Genomic DNA, 19,010 nt, shown 5'->3' with positions numbered 1-19,010 from the left:
TCCGGCGTTAGCTGTTTAGGCGGATCATCAAGCGGTTGCCGTCTTTGCGCGTTTCCAAGGCTTTAAGGTCGGCGGCCAAGGCGCTCAGCTTGCCATGACCATAGGTGCGGCTGTCGAAATCGGGATGCGCTGCCTGAATGGTCTGGCCGATCTGGCCGAGGTTGTACCAATCGTCTTCGGTGTCGATCTTGTCCATCGCTGCTTTGAACAGGGGCAGGGCATCGCCCACCTTGGCCTTGGCCCGTGAGGGGGTGTCCGGCTCTACCTCATCAAGGTTTTCGATCAGGATGAAGCGGTTGTAGACGTTGCGCAGCGAATCGTGGGTCTTCTTCTCGCCGATGCCGATAACGGTCACCCCGTCTTCGCGCAGGCGATTCACCAGCGCTGTGAAGTCACTGTCGGAGGAAACGATCACGATGATGTCGAAGCGGCGGCTGTGCAGAATGTCCATCGCCTGAATGACCAGCCCGATGTCGCTGGCGTTCTTGCCCTTGGTGTTCGCGGTTTCCTGATGCGCCACCAAACCCAACTCGCGGATGGGCGCTTTCCAGCCCTTAAGGTGGTCGTTCGACCAATCGCCATAGACCCGGCGCAGGGCGGGCTCTCCAATCGTCGTGACCTCCCGCATGATGGCTGCGGCATGTTTTGCGGGCACATTGTCGGCGTCGATCAACACGGCCAGCAAAGGGCGGTCACGTTCTGTCATGGGTCATCCTTCTTGATCGGCACACCGTAGAGTTCCATCCGGTGGCCTTGTAATTTGTAACCCAGCTTGCGCGCGATGCGTTCCTGAAGCTCTTCGATTTCCGCGTCGACGAATTCGATAACCTCGCCCGAGTTCACATCGATGAGGTGGTCGTGATGCGCCCGCTGCGCGTCTTCATAGCGCGCCCGGCCATCGCCGAATTCCAGCTTGTCGAGGATGCCCGCTTCTTCAAACAGCTTCACAGTGCGGTAGACCGTGGCGATGGAGATGCCGCTGTCGATCACGCTGGCGCGGGTCAGGATCTCTTCGGCATCGGGGTGGTCTTCGCTGTCGTGAATCACCTGTGCGATGACCCGGCGTTGCCCTGTCATGCGCAGGCCCATCGCCTCGCAGCGTTTGATGATCGGGTTGCGCATCGTCTCGCCCTTCGTCCGTCGGACTACGGTCCTAGCATTTTAGCACCGCCGGACGCCACCGGAATTGACCGCGCCGGTTGACTTTTGCACCCGCACCGCCCATGTGGGGTCCAAGCGAAGCCTTCTGCCGCGTGAGCAGTATCAGCGCCAAGCCCCATGAGGGGCCTCTGGGACGCTGACGACAAGGCCCGCCGATGTTCCCAAAATCACGCGTGGGGCCAAGCGCGACAGACGGGTGTGAGGCATGTGGCCTGCGCCCGCGATCTGGCTTGCGCGACCCCGTGGCGCCTGTTGAGTGGCGCGGCGAAAGAACATGGCGCGCGTTTTCGCGGGCCGGAAAGTGAACGAATGAGCGATTTTGACATGATGGGCCTGCCTGCCAAACTGGTGGCCCGATTGAAAGAGATGGGGCTGAACGAGCCGACCCCGATCCAGAAACAGGCGATCCCCCATGCGCTGAACGGGCGCGACGTGATGGGCCTTGCCCAAACCGGCACCGGCAAGACGGCGGCCTTTGGCGTGCCGCTGCTGGCCCAGATGATGGAGATCGAGGGCCGCCCCGCAGCGCGTTCCGTGCGCGGGCTGGTGCTTGCGCCTACGCGCGAGTTGGCGCAGCAGATCGCCGTGAACCTGCGCGGCTATGCCGAAGGCACGCCGATCAAAGTGGCGATGGTGGTTGGCGGCCAGTCGATCAACACGCAGATCAAACGTCTGGAACGCGGTGTCGATCTGCTGATCGCCACACCGGGCCGTCTGCTGGACCTGCTCGACCGCCGCGCGGTCAAGCTCGACACGACGACCTTCCTCGTGCTGGATGAGGCCGATCAGATGCTCGACATGGGGTTCATCCATGATCTGCGCAAAATCTCGAACATGATCCCGAAAGAGCGCCAGACGATGCTCTTCTCGGCGACCATGCCCAAGCTGATGAACGAGATCGCCAACAGCTATCTCAACAGCCCGATCCGCATCGAAGTCTCGCCTCCGGGCAAGGCGGCAGACAAGGTCACGCAAGAGGTGCATTTCATCGCCAAGGCCGAGAAGACCGAACTGCTGAAAGAGCTGCTCGCCAAACACAAGGGCGAACGGGCACTGGTCTTTGGCCGCACGAAACACGGCTCGGAAAAGCTGATGAAGACGCTGGTGAAGGCCGGGTTTGACGCCGCTTCGATCCACGGCAACAAAAGCCAAGGTCAGCGGGACCGCGCGATTGCGGGGTTCAAGAATGGCGATATCACCGTGCTGGTGGCCACCGATGTGGCGGCGCGGGGCTTGGACATTCCGGATGTGAAACACGTCTATAACTTCGACCTGCCGAATGTGCCCGACAACTACGTCCACCGCATCGGCCGGACCGCGCGGGCGGGCAAAGATGGGGCCGCCGTAGCCTTCTGCGCCCCCGATGAGATGGGCGAACTGAAGGCGATCCAAAAGACCATGGGCATTTCGATTCCCGTGGCCTCGGGCCGCCCTTGGGAAGTGATCGATGAGCCTGCCAAACCCAAGGGCCGGGGCCGCAGACGCGGTGGTCGCCCCGGTGGTGGTGGCGGTCGTCCCGGTGGCGGCGGCGGCGGTGGTGAAGGCGCGGGCAAGCCAAGCGGCGGGCGGCGTCGCAGGCGTGGCGGCGGCGGCAAGTCGGGTGGCCAGCAGGCGGCCTGAGCCAAGGCACATCACTGTGACAGCGAAATGGCGCGCCCGGAAAACCACGGCGCGCCATTGACTTATCCGATCCGGGCGGCGCTTCTGTCGGGATGGAACGCAAATCAAATATCGACACATTCGGCGCCGTGGCGCTGGTGCTCTTCGCGCTGAACCTCGGCTTTAACCAAGTCGTCATCAAAGTCAGCACCGGCGGCTTCAACCCGGTCTTTCTGGCCGGGCTGCGCTCTCTCGGAGCGGTGTTTTTGCTTTTGATCTGGATGCGGCTGCGGGGCGTCAGCCTGTCGATCCCGCGTGCTGCGCTATGGGGCGGTGTGGCGGCGGGGCTTTTCTTTACGCTAGAGTTTGTCTGCCTGTTCCTCGCGCTCGATCTGACCACGGTCAGCCGCGCGTCGATCCTGCTTTATTCCATGCCGGTCTGGCTTGGCATCGCCGCGCATCTGTGGCTGCCGGGAGAGCGGCTGAGCGGGGCGCGGCTCATCGGCATGGGGCTGGCCATGGGCGGCGTGGTGCTGGCGCTAAGCGATGGTGGAACCGAAGGGGCCTATTGGCTGGGCGATCTTCTGGCGCTTTTCGCCGCCCTCTGCTGGGCAGGCATCGCGCTTTGCGTTCGCGTCACGCCGCTGGCCAAGGTGCCGCCCGCGCAGCAACTGATGATGCAACTGGTGATCTCCGCCCCGATCCTTCTGCTGCTTGCGCCGCTCTTCGGCCCCTTGCTGCGCGAAGTGGCCCCGGTGCATCTGGCGGGGCTTGCCTATCAGATCATCGCGGTGGCGAGCTTTGGCTTTCTGGCGTGGTTCTGGCTGCTGACGATCTATCCCGCAGCCTCCGTCGCCTCCTTTAGCTTCCTGTCGCCGGTCTTTGCCGTGCTTCTGGGCTGGCTGATCCTCTCGGAAGAGGTAGGGCTGAGTATCTGGGCCGCATTGCTGCTAGTGGCGGCGGGGATTTACCTGATTAACCGTAAACCCCGCAGCCACTAGGCTCAGGTGCCGCAGAATGTGGCGGGCACGATCTCGTCCTCGGTCGGCGGGCGCTGAAGCTCGGGGTCCGTCTCGTCAAAGGGGGTGGCTAGGGCTTTCATCAACCGCTCGAAAGGGGCCATGTCGCCCGCGACGGCGGCCTCGATCATCTCTTCTATCCGGTGGTTGCGCGGGATCACGGCGGGGTTCGCCGCATTCATCACCGCTTGCGGATCGGGCTCGCCTTCAATCCGCGCGCGCCAGGCTTTGGCCCATGTGTCAAAAGCGTCGCGGTCGGTGAACTGATCGCGGGCTTGATCTGTGGGAAGCGCGCGGAAGGCATTGGTGAAGTCCGTACCATCCTTTTGCATCAGCCCCAGCAATTCGTTGATCAAGTCGACATCTTCGGCCCGCGGTGTCGAGATGCCGATCTTCGCCGCGAAACGGCGCAGCCATGCGGCTTCGATCAAGTCGGGCATGTCGTGGACGATCTCGGTGGCCTCTTCGACGGCGCTCTCCTTGTCCTCCATCTGCTGCAAGAGCGAGGTGGCAAGCTGCGCCATGTTCCAGACCACGATCTGCGGCTGGTTCCCATAGGCATAGCGCCCCTGCCGGTCGATGGAGCTAAAGACCCGGCCCTGATGGAAGGCATCCATAAAGGCGCAGGGGCCATAGTCGATCGTCTCGCCCGAGATGCTGCAATTGTCGGTGTTCATCACGCCGTGGATAAAGCCTAGGGCCATCCATTGCGCCACCAATTCCGCCTGCGCAGCACAGACCGCGCGCAGAAGGCCAAGCGGGCCATCGGCCTCGGGGTAATGGCGCGCGATGGCATAGTCGGTGAGGGTTTTGAGCGCGCCAGTCTCTCCGCGATGGGCGAAGACCTGAAAGGTGCCGACGCGCAGGTGGCTGGCGGCGACGCGGGTCACGATGGCACCGGGCAGGGGGCCGCTTTCGCGCAGGATCGGCTCACCAGTAGCCACAGCAGCCAAGGCGCGGGTGGTGGGCACGCCAAGCGCATGCATCGCCTCGCTCACCAGATATTCGCGCAGCACCGGCCCGACCCATGCGCGGCCATCACCCATCCGCGAATAGGGCGTGGGGCCTGAGCCTTTCAACTGGATGTCGCGGCGCTGGCCGCTCTGATCGACGACTTCGCCCAACAAAATCGCCCGGCCATCGCCAAGCTGCGGGTTGAAGTTGCCAAACTGATGCCCGGCGTAAAGCTGCGCCAGGGGATCGCCCCCGCAGGCACTTCGTTGCCGGCAAAGATCTGCGTGATTTGCGCGGGCTCCGCCCCTTCGATACCCAGTTCCACCGCCAATTCGGCGTTCCATGCCAAAAGCTGGGGCGCTTTGACAGGCGTGGGAGCCAGCCGGGTAAAGAACCCCTCTGGCAGGGCGGCATAGCTGTTATCGAAAGGAATACGCATCACAGGGTCCGGGACATAAGCATGTAATCCTCGCGCGGGCGAAAGCCCGCACGGGTATAGAGTTTCATCGCCGCGGCATTGTTGCGATCCACCTCAAGATGGACGGCCCGCAGCCCACCCGCCGCCAGCGCCCGGGGCAGCGCGATCAGCGCCTCCGAGGCGATGCCGCGACCCCGCACGCCGGGGCGGACGTAGATTTCATCAATGATGGCGTCCAACCCGCCGAATTCAACCGACCAGCCGAAACAGATCACCACATAGCCGATGGGCGCGCGGGGCGGGCCGATCAGATAGGCCGCGCCATGGGGGATGCCATCCAACAGCGGCGCCAGCCCGCGGCGGCGCTGTTCATCGCTCATCTCGATCCCCGCTTCGGCGTGAAATGCCGCGACAAGTGCTACGAGCTTGTCGAGATGCTCAGGCGCGCCGAGGGTGAGATGTGCGCTCATAGACGGGCCAGCCTTTCGGTGAGCAGGGCAAAGAACCCGTCGGCATCAAGATCGCCTACGAAGAGCGCGTTGGGCGCCCGGTCGGTCACGCGCCACCAGTCGGCGACGGTCATGCCCATGGTCAGTTCCGACTGGGTCTCGATCTCGACATTGATATGACGACCTTGGAAAAGATCGGGGTTGATCAAATAGGCGGTGACGCAAGGATCATGCAGCGGCGCGCCTTCGGAGCCGTATTTCTCTTTGTCGAACCGCTCGAAGAAATCGGTCATCTCGGCCACGGCGACGCCGACCTTGGTGCCAAGCGCGCGGAAGGCATCGTTGCGCGGTTTGGTGACCAGTGCCTTATGGGTGACATCGAGCGGCATCACGACGATCGGAATTCCGGATTTGAAAACGATATCAGCGGCATGGGGGTCGACGTAAATGTTGAATTCCGCCGTGGGCGTGATGTTGCCCCCTCGAAATAGCCGCCGCCCATCAGCACGATCTCTTGCACCTTCTCGGCGATGTCGGGCGCTTTTTGCAGGGCGGTTGCGATATTGGTCAACGGCCCCAAGGGGCAAAGGGTTACGCTACCTGCGGGATGGGCGCGGACCTGTTCGATGATGAAATCCACCCCATGCCCTTCGGCCAGCGGCATGGTTGGGTCGGGCAGGTCGGGGCCGTCGAGGCCAGTCTTGCCATGCACATGTTCCGCCGTCACCAGATCACGTCCCAGCGGGCGGTCGCAACCGGCAAAGACTTTCACATCATCCCGCCCCGCCAATTCGCAAACGATCCGCGCGTTTTTCGAAGTCAGGTCCAGCGGCACGTTGCCCGCGACACAGGTGATGCCCAGAACCTCGATCTCTTGCGGGCTGGCGAGGGCAAGGAGGATCGCCACGGCGTCGTCCTGTCCGGGGTCGGTGTCGATGATGATTTTGCGCGGGGTCATGGGCTTACTTTCGTCAAATTGCTTGGGGCAGAGCCTTGCCGGAGGGGCGGGTCTTTGTCCAGCCGCTGCCCGGGGGATTAGCCGCGTTCCGCCAGTTTCACCGCCTCCCACAGCGCGTCCATCTCGGCCAGATCACTGTCTTGCGGGGTTTTGCCCATCGCGGCGAGCCGGGCCTCGACCCCTTCGAACCGGCGGGTGAATTTGGCATTGGCGGCGCGCAGAGCGGCTTCCGGGTCAAGGCCCAAATGGCGGCCCAGATTGGCCATGACGAAGAGCAGATCGCCGTATTCTTCCTCGACCTCCGCTTGGCTCAGCTGGTCCTTCGCCTCGACCAATTCGGCGGCCTCTTCGGTGATCTTGTCGAGCACCTGCGTCGTCTCGGGCCAGTCGAACCCCACACGCGCCGCGCGTTTCTGAAGCTTCATCGCCCGCAACAGCGCTGGCAGGCCGATTGCCACCCCGTCCAAGGTGCCCCCTGTGCCTTGCCCGCGCGTTCGGCGGCTTTAATCTTCTCCCAATCGGCGGTCTGCTGTTCGGCGCTCTTGTCGCGGGATTCGTCGCCAAAGACATGCGGGTGCCGCGCCACCATTTTATCGCTGATGTTGCGCACCACGGATTGAAAGGTGAAATGCCCCGCTTCTTCACCCATCGCCGTGTGATAGACCGATTGCAGCAGCAGATCGCCTAACTCCCCCTCAAGCTCGCCCCAATCACGCCGGGCGATGGCATCCGCGACTTCATAAGCCTCTTCAATGGTATAGGGGGCGATGCTGTCGAAATCCTGCTCGATATCCCAGGGGCAGCCCGTCTCAGGGTCGCGCAGGCGGCGCATGATTTCGAGCAACCGTTCGATCCCGGCATCTGAATCGTGAATGAGATCGGCTTTTGTGTTGTCCGGCATTGCAGGCCCCGTATGTCTGGTGTCAGATGCACCCTGACCAAACCAACCCCAAGGAGTCCAGCCCATGCCCGTGGTGAACCGCATCAACGCCTTTGCGGAGGATATGACAGCATGGCGGCGCCATTTGCACGGGATTCCCGAACTGGCGTTCGACTGCCATGAGACGGCGGCTTTCGTGGCCGAGCGGCTGCGCGAATTTGGTGTGGATGAGCTGCACGAGGGCATCGCGACAACCGGTATCGTGGCGATCATCGAAGGGCAGGGCGAAGGCCCGACCATCGGCCTGCGCGCCGATATGGATGCGCTGCCGATCCAAGAGGCAACGGGCAAGGACTATGCCAGCACGCGGGAGGGCAAGATGCACGCCTGCGGCCATGACGGGCACACCACCATGCTTCTGGGCGCGGCGCGATATCTGGCCGAGACACGCAATTTCGCAGGCCGGGTGGCGCTGATCTTTCAACCCGCCGAAGAGGCGGGCGGCGGCGCGGGCGTGATGGTCGAAGAGGGCATCATGGAGCGGTTCGAGATCGCGCAGGTTTACGGCATCCACAACGCGCCCGGCTTTGACGAAGGCGCATTCTATACCACGCCGGGTCCGATCATGGCGGCGGTGGATGAATTCCACATTCATATCAAGGGCAAAGGCGGCCATGGCGCGATGCCCCATGAGAGCCGCGACCCCGTCGTGGCGGCCTGCGGCATCGCCACGGCCATTCAGACCATCGTCAGCCGCAACCATGTCGCGGCGCAGGATCTGGTGGTCTCAGTCACGCAGATCCACACCGGCACCGCCGATAACATCATCCCCGAAACCGCCTATATCAACGGCACGGTGCGCACCTTTGACCGTGAGGTGCAAGCCATGGTGATGCGCCGGATGCAGCAGATCGTGGACGGGCAGGCGGCAAGCTATGACGTCACCGCCGAGTTGGACTATGAGGTTGGCTATCCCGCCACGGTCAACGACCCGGCCAAGGCCGAGGCCGCCATCGCGGCAGCGACCGAAGTGGTGGGCGCGGCCCAAGTTCACGGCGACTATGGCCGCGAGATGGGTGCAGAGGATTTCAGCTTCATGCTTGAAAAACGCCCCGGTGCCTATCTCTTCCTCGGGGCCGGGGAAGGCGCAGGGCTGCACCACCCGGAATACGACTTCAACGACGAGATCGCGCCGCTTGGCGCATCCTTTTTCGCCCGTATCGTTGAGCGGGCACAGCCAGCAGGAGGCAAATAATGGCATTGGAAGACGCGGCCAAACAGATGGATATGGCCTTTACCCGCGAGGACCTCAAAGGGCCGAGCTATGAGTTGACCTTTGGCGGGGCGACCTCCTTCCTGCGACGGAAATACACCAAGGATCTGGCCGGCGTCGACATCGCGGTAACAGGCGTGCCCTTCGATCAAGCGGTGACCAACCGCCCCGGCACCCGCCTTGGCCCCCGCGCCATCCGCGAAGCCAGCGCGCTGCAAGCGCCCGACGCGCCCTATGGCTGGGATTTCGACGTGCTGAGCGAATTCGCCATCGCGGACTATGGCGATCTGGCCTTCGACTATGGCCATGTCAGCCAGTTTCCCGCCGCCCTGACGGCCCATATCAAGACCATTCTCGATGCCGGCGCGGCCTCTGTGGTGCTGGGGGAGATCACTACATCTCATTCCCGATCCTCAAGGCCTATGCGGAAAAATACGGGCCTATCAGCCTGTTACAGTTCGATGCGCATACGGACACTTGGCAAGACGACGACATGGACCGGATCGACCACGGGACGATGTTCTACAAAGCCGTGAAGTCCGGCATCGTCGACCCGTCGACCAGCGTGCAGGTCGGCATTCGCACCACCAATGAGGACACGATGGGCGTCAATATCATCGACGCGCGCGAGGTGCATGAGAAAGGGCCGCAGGCCACCGTTGCCAAGATCAAGGAGATCCTCGGCGATCGCCCCTGCTATCTGACCTTTGACATCGACGCGCTGGACCCGGCCTTTGCCCCCGGCACCGGCACGCCGGTGTGGGGCGGGCTGACCTCGGCGCAGGCGTCGATCATGCTGCGCGATCTTGCGGGGATCAACATCATGGGCGGTGACGTTGTCGAAGTCTCGCCCCCCTTCGACACCACCGGCGCTACAGCGGTGGCAGGCGCCCATGTCGCGACCGAGATCCTGTCGCTGCTGGGTCACCGCATGAGAACCGCGTGAGCGAAAGCCATGACATCACGCGCCGGTCCGCTGAAAGGCGGGCTGGCTTGTTTGCTGCGACCTCCGTCGCCCCTGACCGCCGAGCTTTGAAAGGTGCTTAAAATGCTGTTCTGGATCATCGTGATCGCCCTCGTCGCCTTGGTGGCCTATATCCGCCTTGCGCCCATCGACACCGCGCGTTGGCATGTTCAGGCCGACGGGCAGAAGATGGGCAAGACCCAAGGCACTAACAGCTATGTCTGGCGCGCGCCGGTCGAGGGCGACGGGGCCGAGACCTTGGCCCAGCTTGACCGGGTGATCCTGCAAACCCCGCGCACCGAAGTCGTCGCCGGATCGCTTGCTGAGGGGCAGGTCACCTATGTCACCCGCACCAAATTGATGGGCTATCCTGATTTCACCACCATCGGCATCTATGGCGGTGATCCGCGCTATGTCGAGGTCTATGGCCGCTCGCGCTTTGGCCGATCAGATCTGGGGGTCAACGCCAAGCGGGTCAACGGATGGCTCGATCAAATCGAGGCGCGATGACAGGCAGCCTTGCTGCACCTCCCGCCACATCGGCACATTGAGCGACATCTGGCATTGCGCCATGAACATGCGCCCATCCACTTGTAGGCAAATCGTCTCACCCAGTTCCACCCGGGCGCCGCTGCTGTTGGTGCAATAGCAATCAATCGTCTTGCCGCCCGGCGCTTTGACATCCGCAAGGGCAGGGTGCAGGGCCGTCAGGCCCATAAGGCAGATGAGCGGCATAAGACGTGTCATAGCTCATGATAGCACAAGCCGCCTCTTGACCAAAGCATTTGCATAAGCGACAGGAACCCCATGATCCCGATGCACCGCCTCGCGCAAATCTCGCAACGCTTCCAGTTTCTGGAGGCCAGCATGTCTGCAGGCTCTGATGGGGCCGATTTTGCAGCCCTCGCGAAAGAATACAGCGATCTCAAGCCCGTGGTCGATCAGATCGACCTTTACCAGCAGCTTCAGCGCGACCTCGAAGAAGCCGAAGAGATGCTGAAAGACCCCGAGATGGCTGAGCTTGCGCGGGATGAGCTGCCGCGCCTGCGCGCCCGTCTGCCGGAGGTCGAGCAGGGGTTGCAACTCGCACTTCTGCCCCGCGATGCGGCTGATGCGAAACCCGCCATGTTGGAGATCCGCCCCGGCACGGGCGGCGATGAGGCGGCGCTTTTCGCCGGCGACCTGCTGCGCATGTACCAACGCTATGCCGAGGCACAGGGCTGGGGGTTTGACCTGATCGAAAGCCAGATGACCGAACTCGGCGGCGTGAAAGAGGTCGTGGCCCATATCACCGGCCAGAACGTCTTTGCCCGGCTCAAGTTCGAAAGCGGCGTGCACCGCGTACAGCGCGTGCCCACCACCGAAAGCGGCGGGCGCATCCATACTTCGGCGGCGACCGTGGCGGTGCTGCCCGAGGCCGAAGACGTGGATATCGAGATCAACGCAAATGACCTGCGGATCGACACGATGCGCTCTTCGGGCGCGGGGGGGCAGCACGTCAATACCACCGATTCCGCCGTGCGGATCACCCATATTCCGACCGGGATCGTCGTTACCTCGTCGGAGAAGTCCCAGCACCGCAACCGCGACAAGGCGATGCAGGTGCTCAAAGCGCGGCTCTATGATATGGAGCGCAGCCGGATGGACAACGAGCGCTCTGCCGACCGCGCGGCGCAGGTGGGCTCCGGTGACCGCTCTGAGCGGATTCGCACCTATAATTTCCCCCAAGGTCGTATGACGGACCATCGGATCAACCTGACGCTTTACCGGCTCGAAGCCGTGATGCAGGGCGATCTGGATGAGATCGTCGATGCGCTGACTGCCGATGCGCAAGCGCGGCAATTGGCGGAGATGGAGGGGTGAGCCCTCAGACCGCCGCCCAAGCCATGGCCGCCGCCGCCGGACGGCTGCGTGCCGCCGGTGTGCCCGATCCGGCGCGGGATGCGCGGCTGTTGCTCGCCCATGCCGCCTCTGTCGATGCCGCCCGCGTGACCCTCATCGCGCCCGAGGAAATCGCCCCCGAGGTTGCCGAACGCTTTGACCAGCTCATCGCCCTGCGCGCCGTGCGCGTGCCAGTCTCGCAGTTGATCGGGCGGCGGGCTTTTTATGGCCGCGATTTCGCGATCAGCCGCGATGTGCTTGACCCGCGGCCCGAGACAGAGACCCTGATTGACCTCGCGCTCGGCGAGGATTTCACCCGCATTCTGGACCTCGGCACCGGCTCGGGCTGTATCCTCGTCACCCTGCTGGCCGAACGGCCAGCGGCGACGGGGTTGGGGGTGGACCTCTCGGAAGCCGCCTGCCTTCAAGCCAGCGCCAATGCGGTGCAGCACGGGGTGGCCGACCGCGCCGATATCCGGCAGTCCGACTGGTTCAGCGCCGTTGAGGGGCGATTTGATCTGATCCTGTCGAACCCGCCCTATCTGGCCGCCGAGGAAATGGCCGATGTCTCTCCAGAATTGCGCCAGCATGAGCCGGAAATGGCGCTGACCGACGGCCAAGACGGGCTGAGCATCTACCGGATCATCGCCGCCGAGGCGCAGGGCTACCTCACGCCCCAAGGCCGCGTCATGGTCGAAATCGGCTGGCAACAGGGCGAAGCGGTGCAGGAAATCTTTGCCGCGGCGGGCTGGGGCCGGGTCACGCTGGCGCATGATCTCGATGGGCGGCCAAGGGTCGTTTCAGCCGATAAACCGGCGTGAAATCGCGAAAAAACCGCCATTTGGCGGGCTAAGTGGCAGTTTCTTCTTGCCCAAGCCTTTCTGGCATGGTTAGTCAGGGGTGTTGCAGCGGTGGATGCCACAGGCGGTCCCGCGCGGCACTATGCCCAACATATCGCTTAGGCCGGGTTCAAGACGTGCTTTGCACCCCCGGTGAACGACACACAGCACACAAGGCTGACATCATTCCATGAATTCTCCCAGATCACGCTCCCGGTCGAAGAATAACCGCAAACGCTCGTCGCAAGGTGGCGGCGGCAATGTCGTCAACCGTGTTTTCGACAGCTCCGGCCCCGAGGGCAAGGTGCGCGGCACGCCGCAGCAGGTTATCGAGAAATACAATCAGCTGGCCCGCGATGCCCAGTTGAGCAATGACCGTGTGGCCGCCGAGAACTTTCAACAGCACGCCGAACACTACCTGCGCCTGCTGAGCGAGGCGCAGCGCGAAGTGGACCAGCGCCGCGAGGAGCAAGAGCGCCAGAACCGTGAGCGTCAGGCCGAGCGGGATCGCGAGCGGGCCGAGCGTCAGGAGCGCGAGGCGCAGCAGGGCGGCCAGTCGCAGGGCGAGCAGCCGAAAGCCGACAAACAGCCCGAGCAGCAAGAGCCCGCGCAACAGCAGGCCGAGGCCGAGCCGAACAGCGAAGAGAGCACGCTGGTCGACACGCCCGAGAGCAAGCCGAAGCCGAAACGCGCCCCGCGCCGCAAGCCCAAGCCGAAAGCGGCAGAGGCACAGCCGCAGGAGGGTGGCGACAGCAAGAGCGACACCGCAAAGGTCGCAGAATAAGAAAAGCCCCGCAAATTGCGGGGCTTTTTTATAAGTGGTGATGGTCGGCAGCACGGCACAGATCTACCCTTCCATCCCCGCCTGCACATATCTGATCCGCCCGTTGCGCCGCAGCACCTCTTCGCGCGGCGCCCAATCATACCGCGGATCGCTGGTGACCGGCGACCAGAACAGCTCGCCCCCGCGGCGCCAAGGGTCAAGGACAAGCCCCGCCTGCATCGGTGCCCCGGCGGCTGAGATGATGGCGGTGGAATGGTCCAGCAGGATCCGCGAGTCGCCATTAGCGATGGCGCGGTGCAGGTCGAGCGTGGCGAAACCCTCGGCCTTCAGGCGTTTCTCCAAATCCTCTGCCCAATGCCAACACAGGCCGCGCGGCTTGCTGCCGTTGTTGACCTTCACGTTATGGATCAGCGGCGGGTCGGTGATTTGATAGGCGATCGCCAGTTCATGGGTATGCCGGTAAGCGATCCGCGCGGCACGGGCGGCCTCTTCGGGATTTACCTGCGGCGAGAGGTCTTCGATAGCGCGGGCGAGTTCCGTGATCTCGGCCTCGGTGCCCAGAGGTGGTGGGCCGTTGCGCGGCAGGGCGCAGGCGGAAAGCCCCAGCAGCAGGGCAAAGACGAGCAATAGTCGGTAGAACATGGTTACCCCTTGGCAATCTCGCGGGCGAGGGCGCAGAACCCCTCGAGCGGCACCTGTTCGGCGCGGTCGGTGGGTTTCAGCCCCGCGGCGGTCAGACGGTCCTCGATATCCGGCGCGGCACCTTTAAGCGCCGAGCGCAGCATCTTGCGCCGCTGGTTGAAGGCCATCGCGACCACATGGCTCAGCACCTTCGGATCGGCAGGGAAGCGCGGCTCGGGCAGGGCGGTCAGATGCACCACGCTCGACGAGACCTTGGGCGGCGGGGTGAAGGCGCCCGGCGGCAATTGCATCACGATCCGCGCATCACTGCGCCACTGCGCCAGCACGGCCAGCCGCCCATAGGCTTTCGCCCCCGGCTGCGCCACGATCCGCTCCGCCACCTCGCGCTGGAACATCAGCGTGAGGCTTTGCCAAAACGGCGGCCAGTCGGGCGGGGTGAGCCAGCGGACCAGCAGTTCGGTCCCGACGTTATAGGGCAGGTTGGCCGCCACCCGGATGGGCGGGGTCAGATGGCTCAGCGGGTCGATCTCAAGCGCGTCGCCTTCGATCACGGTCAGGCGACCGGGGTAATGGTCCGCCACCTCGGCCAGCGCGGGCAGGCAGCGGCGGTCCTTTTCGATCGCCAGCACATGACGCGCGCCTTCAGCCAGCAGCCCACGGGTGAGACCGCCGGGCCCGGGGCCGATCTCCAACACGTCGCAATCGGCCATATCTCCGGCTTGCCGCGCGATCTTGGCCGTGAGGTTCAGATCCAGCAGAAAGTTCTGGCCGAGAGACTTGCGCGCGGCCAATTCGTGGGTGTTGATCACCTCGCGCAGCGGCGGGAGATTGTCGATTGCACTCATGTCTTCTGGCCCATCTGCCATGCCAATTTGATCGCTTCGATCATGCTGGTCGGGTTGGCGCGCCCTTGGCCCGCGATGTCAAAGGCGGTGCCGTGATCGGGCGAGGTGCGCACGAAGGGCAGCCCCAACGTCACATTCACGCCCCGGTCGAAATCTAAGGTCTTGATCGGGATCAGCGCTTGGTCGTGATACATCGCCACTGCCGCGTCATAGCCTTCGCGGGCGCGGCCATGGAACATCGTATCGGCAGGCAGCGGCCCGGTCAGCGCAAAGCCTTCGCCCTGCATCTCAAGGATCAGCGGCGCGATCCAGTCAATCTCCTGCCGGCCCATGCTGCCGCCTTCGCCCGCGTGCGGGTTCAGCCCGGCGACGGCAATACGGGGGCGGGCGATGCCAAAGCGGTTTTGCAATTCCTGCGCGGTGATCTCAATCGTGCGGCGCAGGCCCATCGGGGTCAGCGCCTGCGGCACCTGATCCAGCGCGATATGGATCGTGGCAGGCACGACGCGCAATTGGTCGGAGGCCAGCATCATCACCACGTCATCGACACCTGCAAGTGCGGCGAGGTATTCGGTATGGCCCGGATAGGCGAAACCGGCCCCGTCTTGCAGGGCCTTCTTGTGAATCGGCGCGGTGCAGACGCCGCAGGCCACGCCCGTCTGCACCAGATCGACCGCCCGGGCGATCACATCGATCACCCCCTGCGCATGGCCGGGCTGCGGCACGCCGGGCAGGGCGGCGCTGTCGAAGGGATGGGGGAGCACGGGCAGCGCATCGGCACTGGGCGCGCTCACCTCATCCGGGCTGTCGATCACACGGTGCGGCACATCCTTGGGCAGATGACGCGGGTCGCCGATCCAGACCATCGGGATGTCCTTCGAAAGCGCCGCCCAAGCGCGGGCGGCGATCTCGGGGCCGATCCCGGCGGGTTCACCGCAGGTGATGGCCACCGGCCGGGACGGGCGGCTCATTGGCGGGTGATACGGGCTTCGGCGCGGGCCTGTTCCAGCAGCTGTGTGGCATAGCCCTCAAGCTTGCGCTGCCGGATCGAACTGACCACCGCCTCGCGGTTCACATCGGCATTGGCCGCCGTGGTGCGGTTGCAAAGCATCAGGAAGACCAAAGTCTCCCCATTGGCACGGGTCAGCGCGGTGGAGACTTCGCCGGGATCGAGTTTCGCCAGTTCAATGGCCACGTCCTGCGGAATCTCCGCCGGGGCCTTGGTGCCACGGTCCAGCACATTGGCGGGCTGGCCTTTGGCCATGCCATAGAGGTCATCACATTGATCTACCTGACCGCGCAGCTCTGCCGCGCGCGACAGGGCAGCCTCGGACCGGCCACCGGGGATGTAATAGGCGGCATAGTCGATCTCGGAATACTCGACGCTCGGCTTGCCGGTCTCTTCGATGCCGCGCAGTTGGAACAGGGCCACGGCATTGGGGATCGGCAGCGGCGCTGTCACCTCACCCGGGGCGAGAGCCAGGAGGATGGGCCGCAGGCTGGCGGGCAGTTTTTCGAGCGGTGTCCAAGGCATCCGACCGCCGCGCCCGCGCGAGGCGGTGGCGGAATGCTTGCTGGCATAGGACGAGAATTCGGCTTCCGAGCGGCTTTCCGAAATGCGTTCGGCCAGCGCGTTTACCTGATCGGCATTCTGCGGCGGGGCGGGAATGATAATCTCCGACAACAGCACGCGCAGACCGTTATTGCCCCGGCTGCTGCCAAGCGCGCGGTCGACCTCTTCGTCGGTGATGTCGACCCGGCCATTGTAGCGCGCGCGAATAAGGTCACGCCAGGCGGCGCTGATCACGATAAAGTCGCGAAAAGTTTCTTCGGAAATCTGCGCTTGGCCAAGGACTTTCAGAAACTCCTCGGTCGTCAGATCCGCGCGGCTGGCAAATTCTGCCATGCCGGATCGAATGCCCTCGGGGGTAACTTCAAGCCCGGCTTGATCAAGGATCTGCCCACGCAGGCGGTCGTCGATCAGACTGTCGATCACGCTGTCGGTATCGGCCCCCGGCGCGCCGATCAGCTGCATAAAGCGCTGACGCTGCTGCACTTCGTAGCCGGTGATCACCTCGTCATTGACACGCGCCACGGGCGCAAAGAGGTTCTGCGCCGCTGCGGATTGGCCGATGACCAGAGCAAGGGCGAGTGCCGCAGTCCCACGGATCCCGGTGCGGACGGTCTGTTTCGTTACTTCCCACATGAGCGTACGTATCTTTCTGTTCCGGTGTTTGCGGCAAAGCCCCTGAGGCCGATGTTAAAACCGATATCCGTTGAGGGCTCAACACTTGTTGAGGATGAATAGCTGCGGTTCACCGAAAGGTCGACCTGCACGCATTCATTGTTGTAGCTCAGGCCAAGACCCGCCGTCGCCGCGCGTTCATCGGCAAGGTCGAACCGCCATTCGGCGGACGCCTGCCATTGGCTGTTGATCGAATAGCTGCCGTCAAAGGTGATCTCCGACACGTTTTCATTGCGGTCCTCGGCGGCATCTTCGTGTAGCCAAACATAGCTGCCCGAGATCTGCCCGCGTTTGAAATCCCAGACCCCGCGCAGCTCGGCCTTGGCGACCTCGAAGTCATCATCGACCAGCCCGCGCCCGATGAGCGCCAAACCGTTGTCGCTGCGCAATTGCCCGGCCAGCAGGAAATCGGAATAGGTGCCTTGCAGGCCTGAGCTAAAGCTAAAGGCATCATCCGCGTCGGCGCGGATCACCTGACCGAAAGACAGGCTGGCATCCATGCCGTTGGGATCAATCCGCGCCCAATTCAGCCCGATGGCAGCCACAGCACCCCGTTCGCGCCGGTCGGGCCGGGGGAAGCGGCTGAGCGCCAGAAGATTGCCCTCGTCATATTCCACCAGCGTGCTTTCCTCATTCGGAATGTCGAGCCGATCACCGCCAGTCCAGCCCAATTGCACCAACGGTTCAAGCTGTTGCACCACGCCCGCGGCCTCGCGGCGCTGCATGGGGTAGCGCATGGTAACGGCGGCATGGGGCACGAGGTCGGAGTAGCGCCCGTCAAAGACGGCATCCTGCGCGATGTTGAACAGGCCAAAGCTCGCCCCGGCCTCAACATCGGTCACCAGACCATTGCCGAAGGTGAAGCGCCGCAGCCAAGCGGCCTCCCCGTTGAGCCGCGACACGTCGCGCCCATCGGCTTCGCCATCCCCATTGCCATCAGAACTGAAGTCCGACGCACGCCGGTGGCTATGGGCCTCAAGCGTCAGGCGGAGTTCGCCGCCCAGAGAGGTCGGGAAATAGCGCCGCTCGAACTCGCCATCCAAAACCAGATTGGGCAGCAGATCATTGTCCTCGCCATCGCGCAGAGATTGGTAGTTCAGCAGGCTCGCCCGCATATATTCATCGCGCCGCGCGCGGCTGACGGTCAATTCGCTGGTCAGACGGTCCTTGCCCGAATAGCCATAGTCGCTGAGATAAGAACTGTCGCTCGTAGTCTCGAGATCAAAATACAGTTTGTAGTCGCGCCGCAGATCGAAACTGCCGGTGCCGAAAAGGTAGCCACGGGTCTTGCCGGGGTCCAACTCATCATCGGTAATCGCCCCTTCGAACTCGATCCGCCCCGAAACGAAAGCCTGACGGTAGCGGAACTCAAGCGTGCGGGTTTCGGCGGAAAGATAGGGGGTCAGCGTCAGATCGCGGTGATCGCCGATCTTGATGAAATAGGGCAGTTTCAGCCCCACGCCCAACTGCGAGGTCGAGCGGATCGTGGGCGCCAGAAAGCCAGTAGCGCGGTCCAACGTGGGGTCGGGCAGGCGCAGGCGGGGGAGGTAGGCAATGGGCACGTTCTTGATCCGGAACTGCGCCTCGTCAAAGTAAAGCTGCTGCGCCACTTGGTCATGCACCACCCGTTTCGCCCGGATTTGCCAAAGCGGCGTTTCGCCATCTTCGCAGACTTTGCAAGAGGTTACGGCGGCTTTGTAAAGTTGACTATAACGCCCTTCGACCCGGTTGATCTGCACGGCGGCAAGCTGCAACTGCTGTTCAAGGATCATCCGCGCGCCGCGCAAAAGGCCGGACTGCAAGCCCGCATCGAGTGAGGCCGCATCGGCGAGGATCGTGGTATTCTCCCCCTCAGACAGCACGATCGGCCCTTCGATGCTGAGCGCGCCGGTGGCCTGATCATAGCGGATCGCCGTGGCGCGCAGCCGCGTCTCCCCTTGGAAGGCTTCGACATTTCCTTGCGCGACCAAGACCTTATCGCGTGTAATGAAGACCTGATCGGCCACCAGAACAGCGGGGCGGTCGCTGGCAGGCGCGGTCTGGGCGGCAAGGCTCAGAGGCGCGAATGAAAGGGCAAGTCCAACAAGGGCCGCGCGCAT

Annotated in this window: 16 protein-coding genes and 4 pseudogenes; 8 read left to right on the top strand and 12 right to left on the bottom strand. The window is 63.5% G+C overall.

The window, feature by feature from the left end:
* Positions 1–7 precede the first annotated feature (7 nt).
* Positions 8–706: an NYN domain-containing protein gene (locus CUR85_RS15770; protein WP_067265900.1), complete on the bottom strand. Its 699-nt coding sequence runs from the start codon at positions 704–706 to the stop codon at positions 8–10.
* A complete protein-coding gene (locus CUR85_RS15765; protein WP_067265902.1) occupies positions 703–1,122 on the bottom strand; it encodes a Fur family transcriptional regulator in 420 nt (139 codons plus the stop codon). Before CUR85_RS15765 ends, CUR85_RS15770 begins: the two co-directional genes overlap by 4 nt.
* A 348-nt stretch (positions 1,123–1,470) precedes the next feature.
* Here CUR85_RS15765 and CUR85_RS15760 point away from each other — a divergent pair, with 348 nt between their 5' ends.
* On the top strand, positions 1,471–2,781 hold the full coding sequence (locus CUR85_RS15760; RefSeq protein ID WP_067265903.1) for a DEAD/DEAH box helicase: 1,311 nt from the start codon (positions 1,471–1,473) through the stop codon (positions 2,779–2,781).
* 92 nt (positions 2,782–2,873) lie between these two features.
* Positions 2,874–3,761: a DMT family transporter gene (locus tag CUR85_RS15755; protein WP_067265906.1), complete on the top strand. Its 888-nt coding sequence runs from the start codon at positions 2,874–2,876 to the stop codon at positions 3,759–3,761.
* Positions 3,762–3,763: 2 nt separating this feature from the next.
* Here CUR85_RS15755 and CUR85_RS15750 read toward each other — a convergent pair.
* From CUR85_RS15750 to mazG, 4 genes and pseudogenes are all read right to left on the bottom strand, one after another.
* Positions 3,764–5,172, bottom strand: a pseudogene (locus CUR85_RS15750) (protein adenylyltransferase SelO).
* Positions 5,172–5,621, bottom strand: coding sequence for a GNAT family N-acetyltransferase (locus CUR85_RS15745; RefSeq protein ID WP_067265911.1), 450 nt, complete (start codon positions 5,619–5,621; stop codon positions 5,172–5,174). The pseudogene CUR85_RS15750 and the gene CUR85_RS15745 overlap by 1 nt, the downstream one beginning before the upstream one ends.
* Positions 5,618–6,558, bottom strand: a pseudogene (locus CUR85_RS15740) (nucleoside hydrolase). The gene CUR85_RS15745 and the pseudogene CUR85_RS15740 overlap by 4 nt, the downstream one beginning before the upstream one ends.
* 77 nt (positions 6,559–6,635) lie before the next feature.
* Positions 6,636–7,459 (bottom strand): annotated as a pseudogene (gene mazG / locus CUR85_RS15735) (nucleoside triphosphate pyrophosphohydrolase).
* A 64-nt stretch (positions 7,460–7,523) separates the two neighbouring features.
* On the opposite strand from mazG, the gene CUR85_RS15730 reads away from it, so the two are divergent.
* The 3 genes and pseudogenes from CUR85_RS15730 (at position 7,524) to CUR85_RS15720 (ending at position 10,185) form a co-directional block, all read left to right on the top strand.
* Positions 7,524–8,693, top strand: coding sequence for a M20 aminoacylase family protein (locus CUR85_RS15730; RefSeq protein ID WP_136720121.1), 1,170 nt, complete (start codon positions 7,524–7,526; stop codon positions 8,691–8,693).
* Positions 8,693–9,657, top strand: a pseudogene (gene speB / locus CUR85_RS15725) (agmatinase). Before CUR85_RS15730 ends, speB begins: the two are co-directional and overlap by 1 nt.
* A 102-nt stretch (positions 9,658–9,759) precedes the next feature.
* On the top strand, positions 9,760–10,185 hold the full coding sequence (locus tag CUR85_RS15720) for a DUF1499 domain-containing protein (protein ID WP_067265925.1): 426 nt from the start codon (positions 9,760–9,762) through the stop codon (positions 10,183–10,185).
* On the opposite strand, the gene CUR85_RS15715 is transcribed toward CUR85_RS15720, so the two are convergent.
* Positions 10,123–10,422 carry a hypothetical protein gene (locus CUR85_RS15715; RefSeq protein ID WP_082852094.1) on the bottom strand — a complete coding sequence of 100 codons (300 nt, stop codon included), beginning with the start codon at positions 10,420–10,422 and terminating at the stop codon, positions 10,123–10,125. The genes CUR85_RS15720 and CUR85_RS15715 overlap by 63 nt on opposite strands.
* A 60-nt stretch (positions 10,423–10,482) precedes the next feature.
* On the opposite strand from CUR85_RS15715, the gene prfA reads away from it, so the two are divergent.
* From prfA to CUR85_RS15700, 3 genes are all read left to right on the top strand, one after another.
* On the top strand, positions 10,483–11,538 hold the full coding sequence (gene prfA, locus CUR85_RS15710; RefSeq protein WP_067265928.1) for a peptide chain release factor 1: 1,056 nt from the start codon (positions 10,483–10,485) through the stop codon (positions 11,536–11,538).
* Positions 11,535–12,377, top strand: coding sequence for a peptide chain release factor N(5)-glutamine methyltransferase (gene prmC, locus CUR85_RS15705; RefSeq protein ID WP_067265948.1), 843 nt, complete (start codon positions 11,535–11,537; stop codon positions 12,375–12,377). Before prfA ends, prmC begins: the two co-directional genes overlap by 4 nt.
* A gap of 208 nt (positions 12,378–12,585) precedes the next feature.
* Positions 12,586–13,179 (top strand): DUF4167 domain-containing protein, encoded by a 594-nt coding sequence (locus tag CUR85_RS15700; protein WP_067265950.1) that lies wholly within the window; start codon positions 12,586–12,588, stop codon positions 13,177–13,179.
* A 63-nt stretch (positions 13,180–13,242) separates the two neighbouring features.
* Here the strand turns inward: CUR85_RS15700 and CUR85_RS15695 are convergent, their stop codons facing one another.
* The 5 genes from CUR85_RS15695 to CUR85_RS15675 are packed head-to-tail and all read right to left on the bottom strand — an operon-like array spanning position 13,243 to position 19,010.
* On the bottom strand, positions 13,243–13,821 hold the full coding sequence (locus tag CUR85_RS15695) for a hypothetical protein (protein ID WP_067265953.1): 579 nt from the start codon (positions 13,819–13,821) through the stop codon (positions 13,243–13,245).
* Between the two features lie 2 nt (positions 13,822–13,823).
* Positions 13,824–14,666, bottom strand: a complete 843-nt coding sequence (rsmA, locus tag CUR85_RS15690; RefSeq protein WP_067265956.1) for a 16S rRNA (adenine(1518)-N(6)/adenine(1519)-N(6))-dimethyltransferase RsmA — start codon at positions 14,664–14,666, stop codon at positions 13,824–13,826.
* Complete coding sequence (gene pdxA / locus CUR85_RS15685; protein ID WP_067265959.1) at positions 14,663–15,637, bottom strand: 4-hydroxythreonine-4-phosphate dehydrogenase PdxA; 975 nt, start codon at positions 15,635–15,637, stop codon at positions 14,663–14,665. Before pdxA ends, rsmA begins: the two co-directional genes overlap by 4 nt.
* On the bottom strand, positions 15,634–16,872 hold the full coding sequence (locus tag CUR85_RS15680) for a peptidylprolyl isomerase (protein ID WP_067265963.1): 1,239 nt from the start codon (positions 16,870–16,872) through the stop codon (positions 15,634–15,636). Before CUR85_RS15680 ends, pdxA begins: the two co-directional genes overlap by 4 nt.
* On the bottom strand, positions 16,860–19,010 hold the full coding sequence (locus CUR85_RS15675; RefSeq protein WP_136720120.1) for an LPS-assembly protein LptD: 2,151 nt from the start codon (positions 19,008–19,010) through the stop codon (positions 16,860–16,862). The genes CUR85_RS15680 and CUR85_RS15675 overlap by 13 nt, the downstream gene beginning before the upstream one ends.

This window comes from Sulfitobacter faviae (assembly GCF_029870955.1).
Classification (GTDB): Bacteria; Pseudomonadota; Alphaproteobacteria; order Rhodobacterales; family Rhodobacteraceae; genus Sulfitobacter; species Sulfitobacter faviae.
Note: the sequence above shows the minus strand (reverse complement) of the source record. Positions and strands in the feature narration are given on the sequence as shown.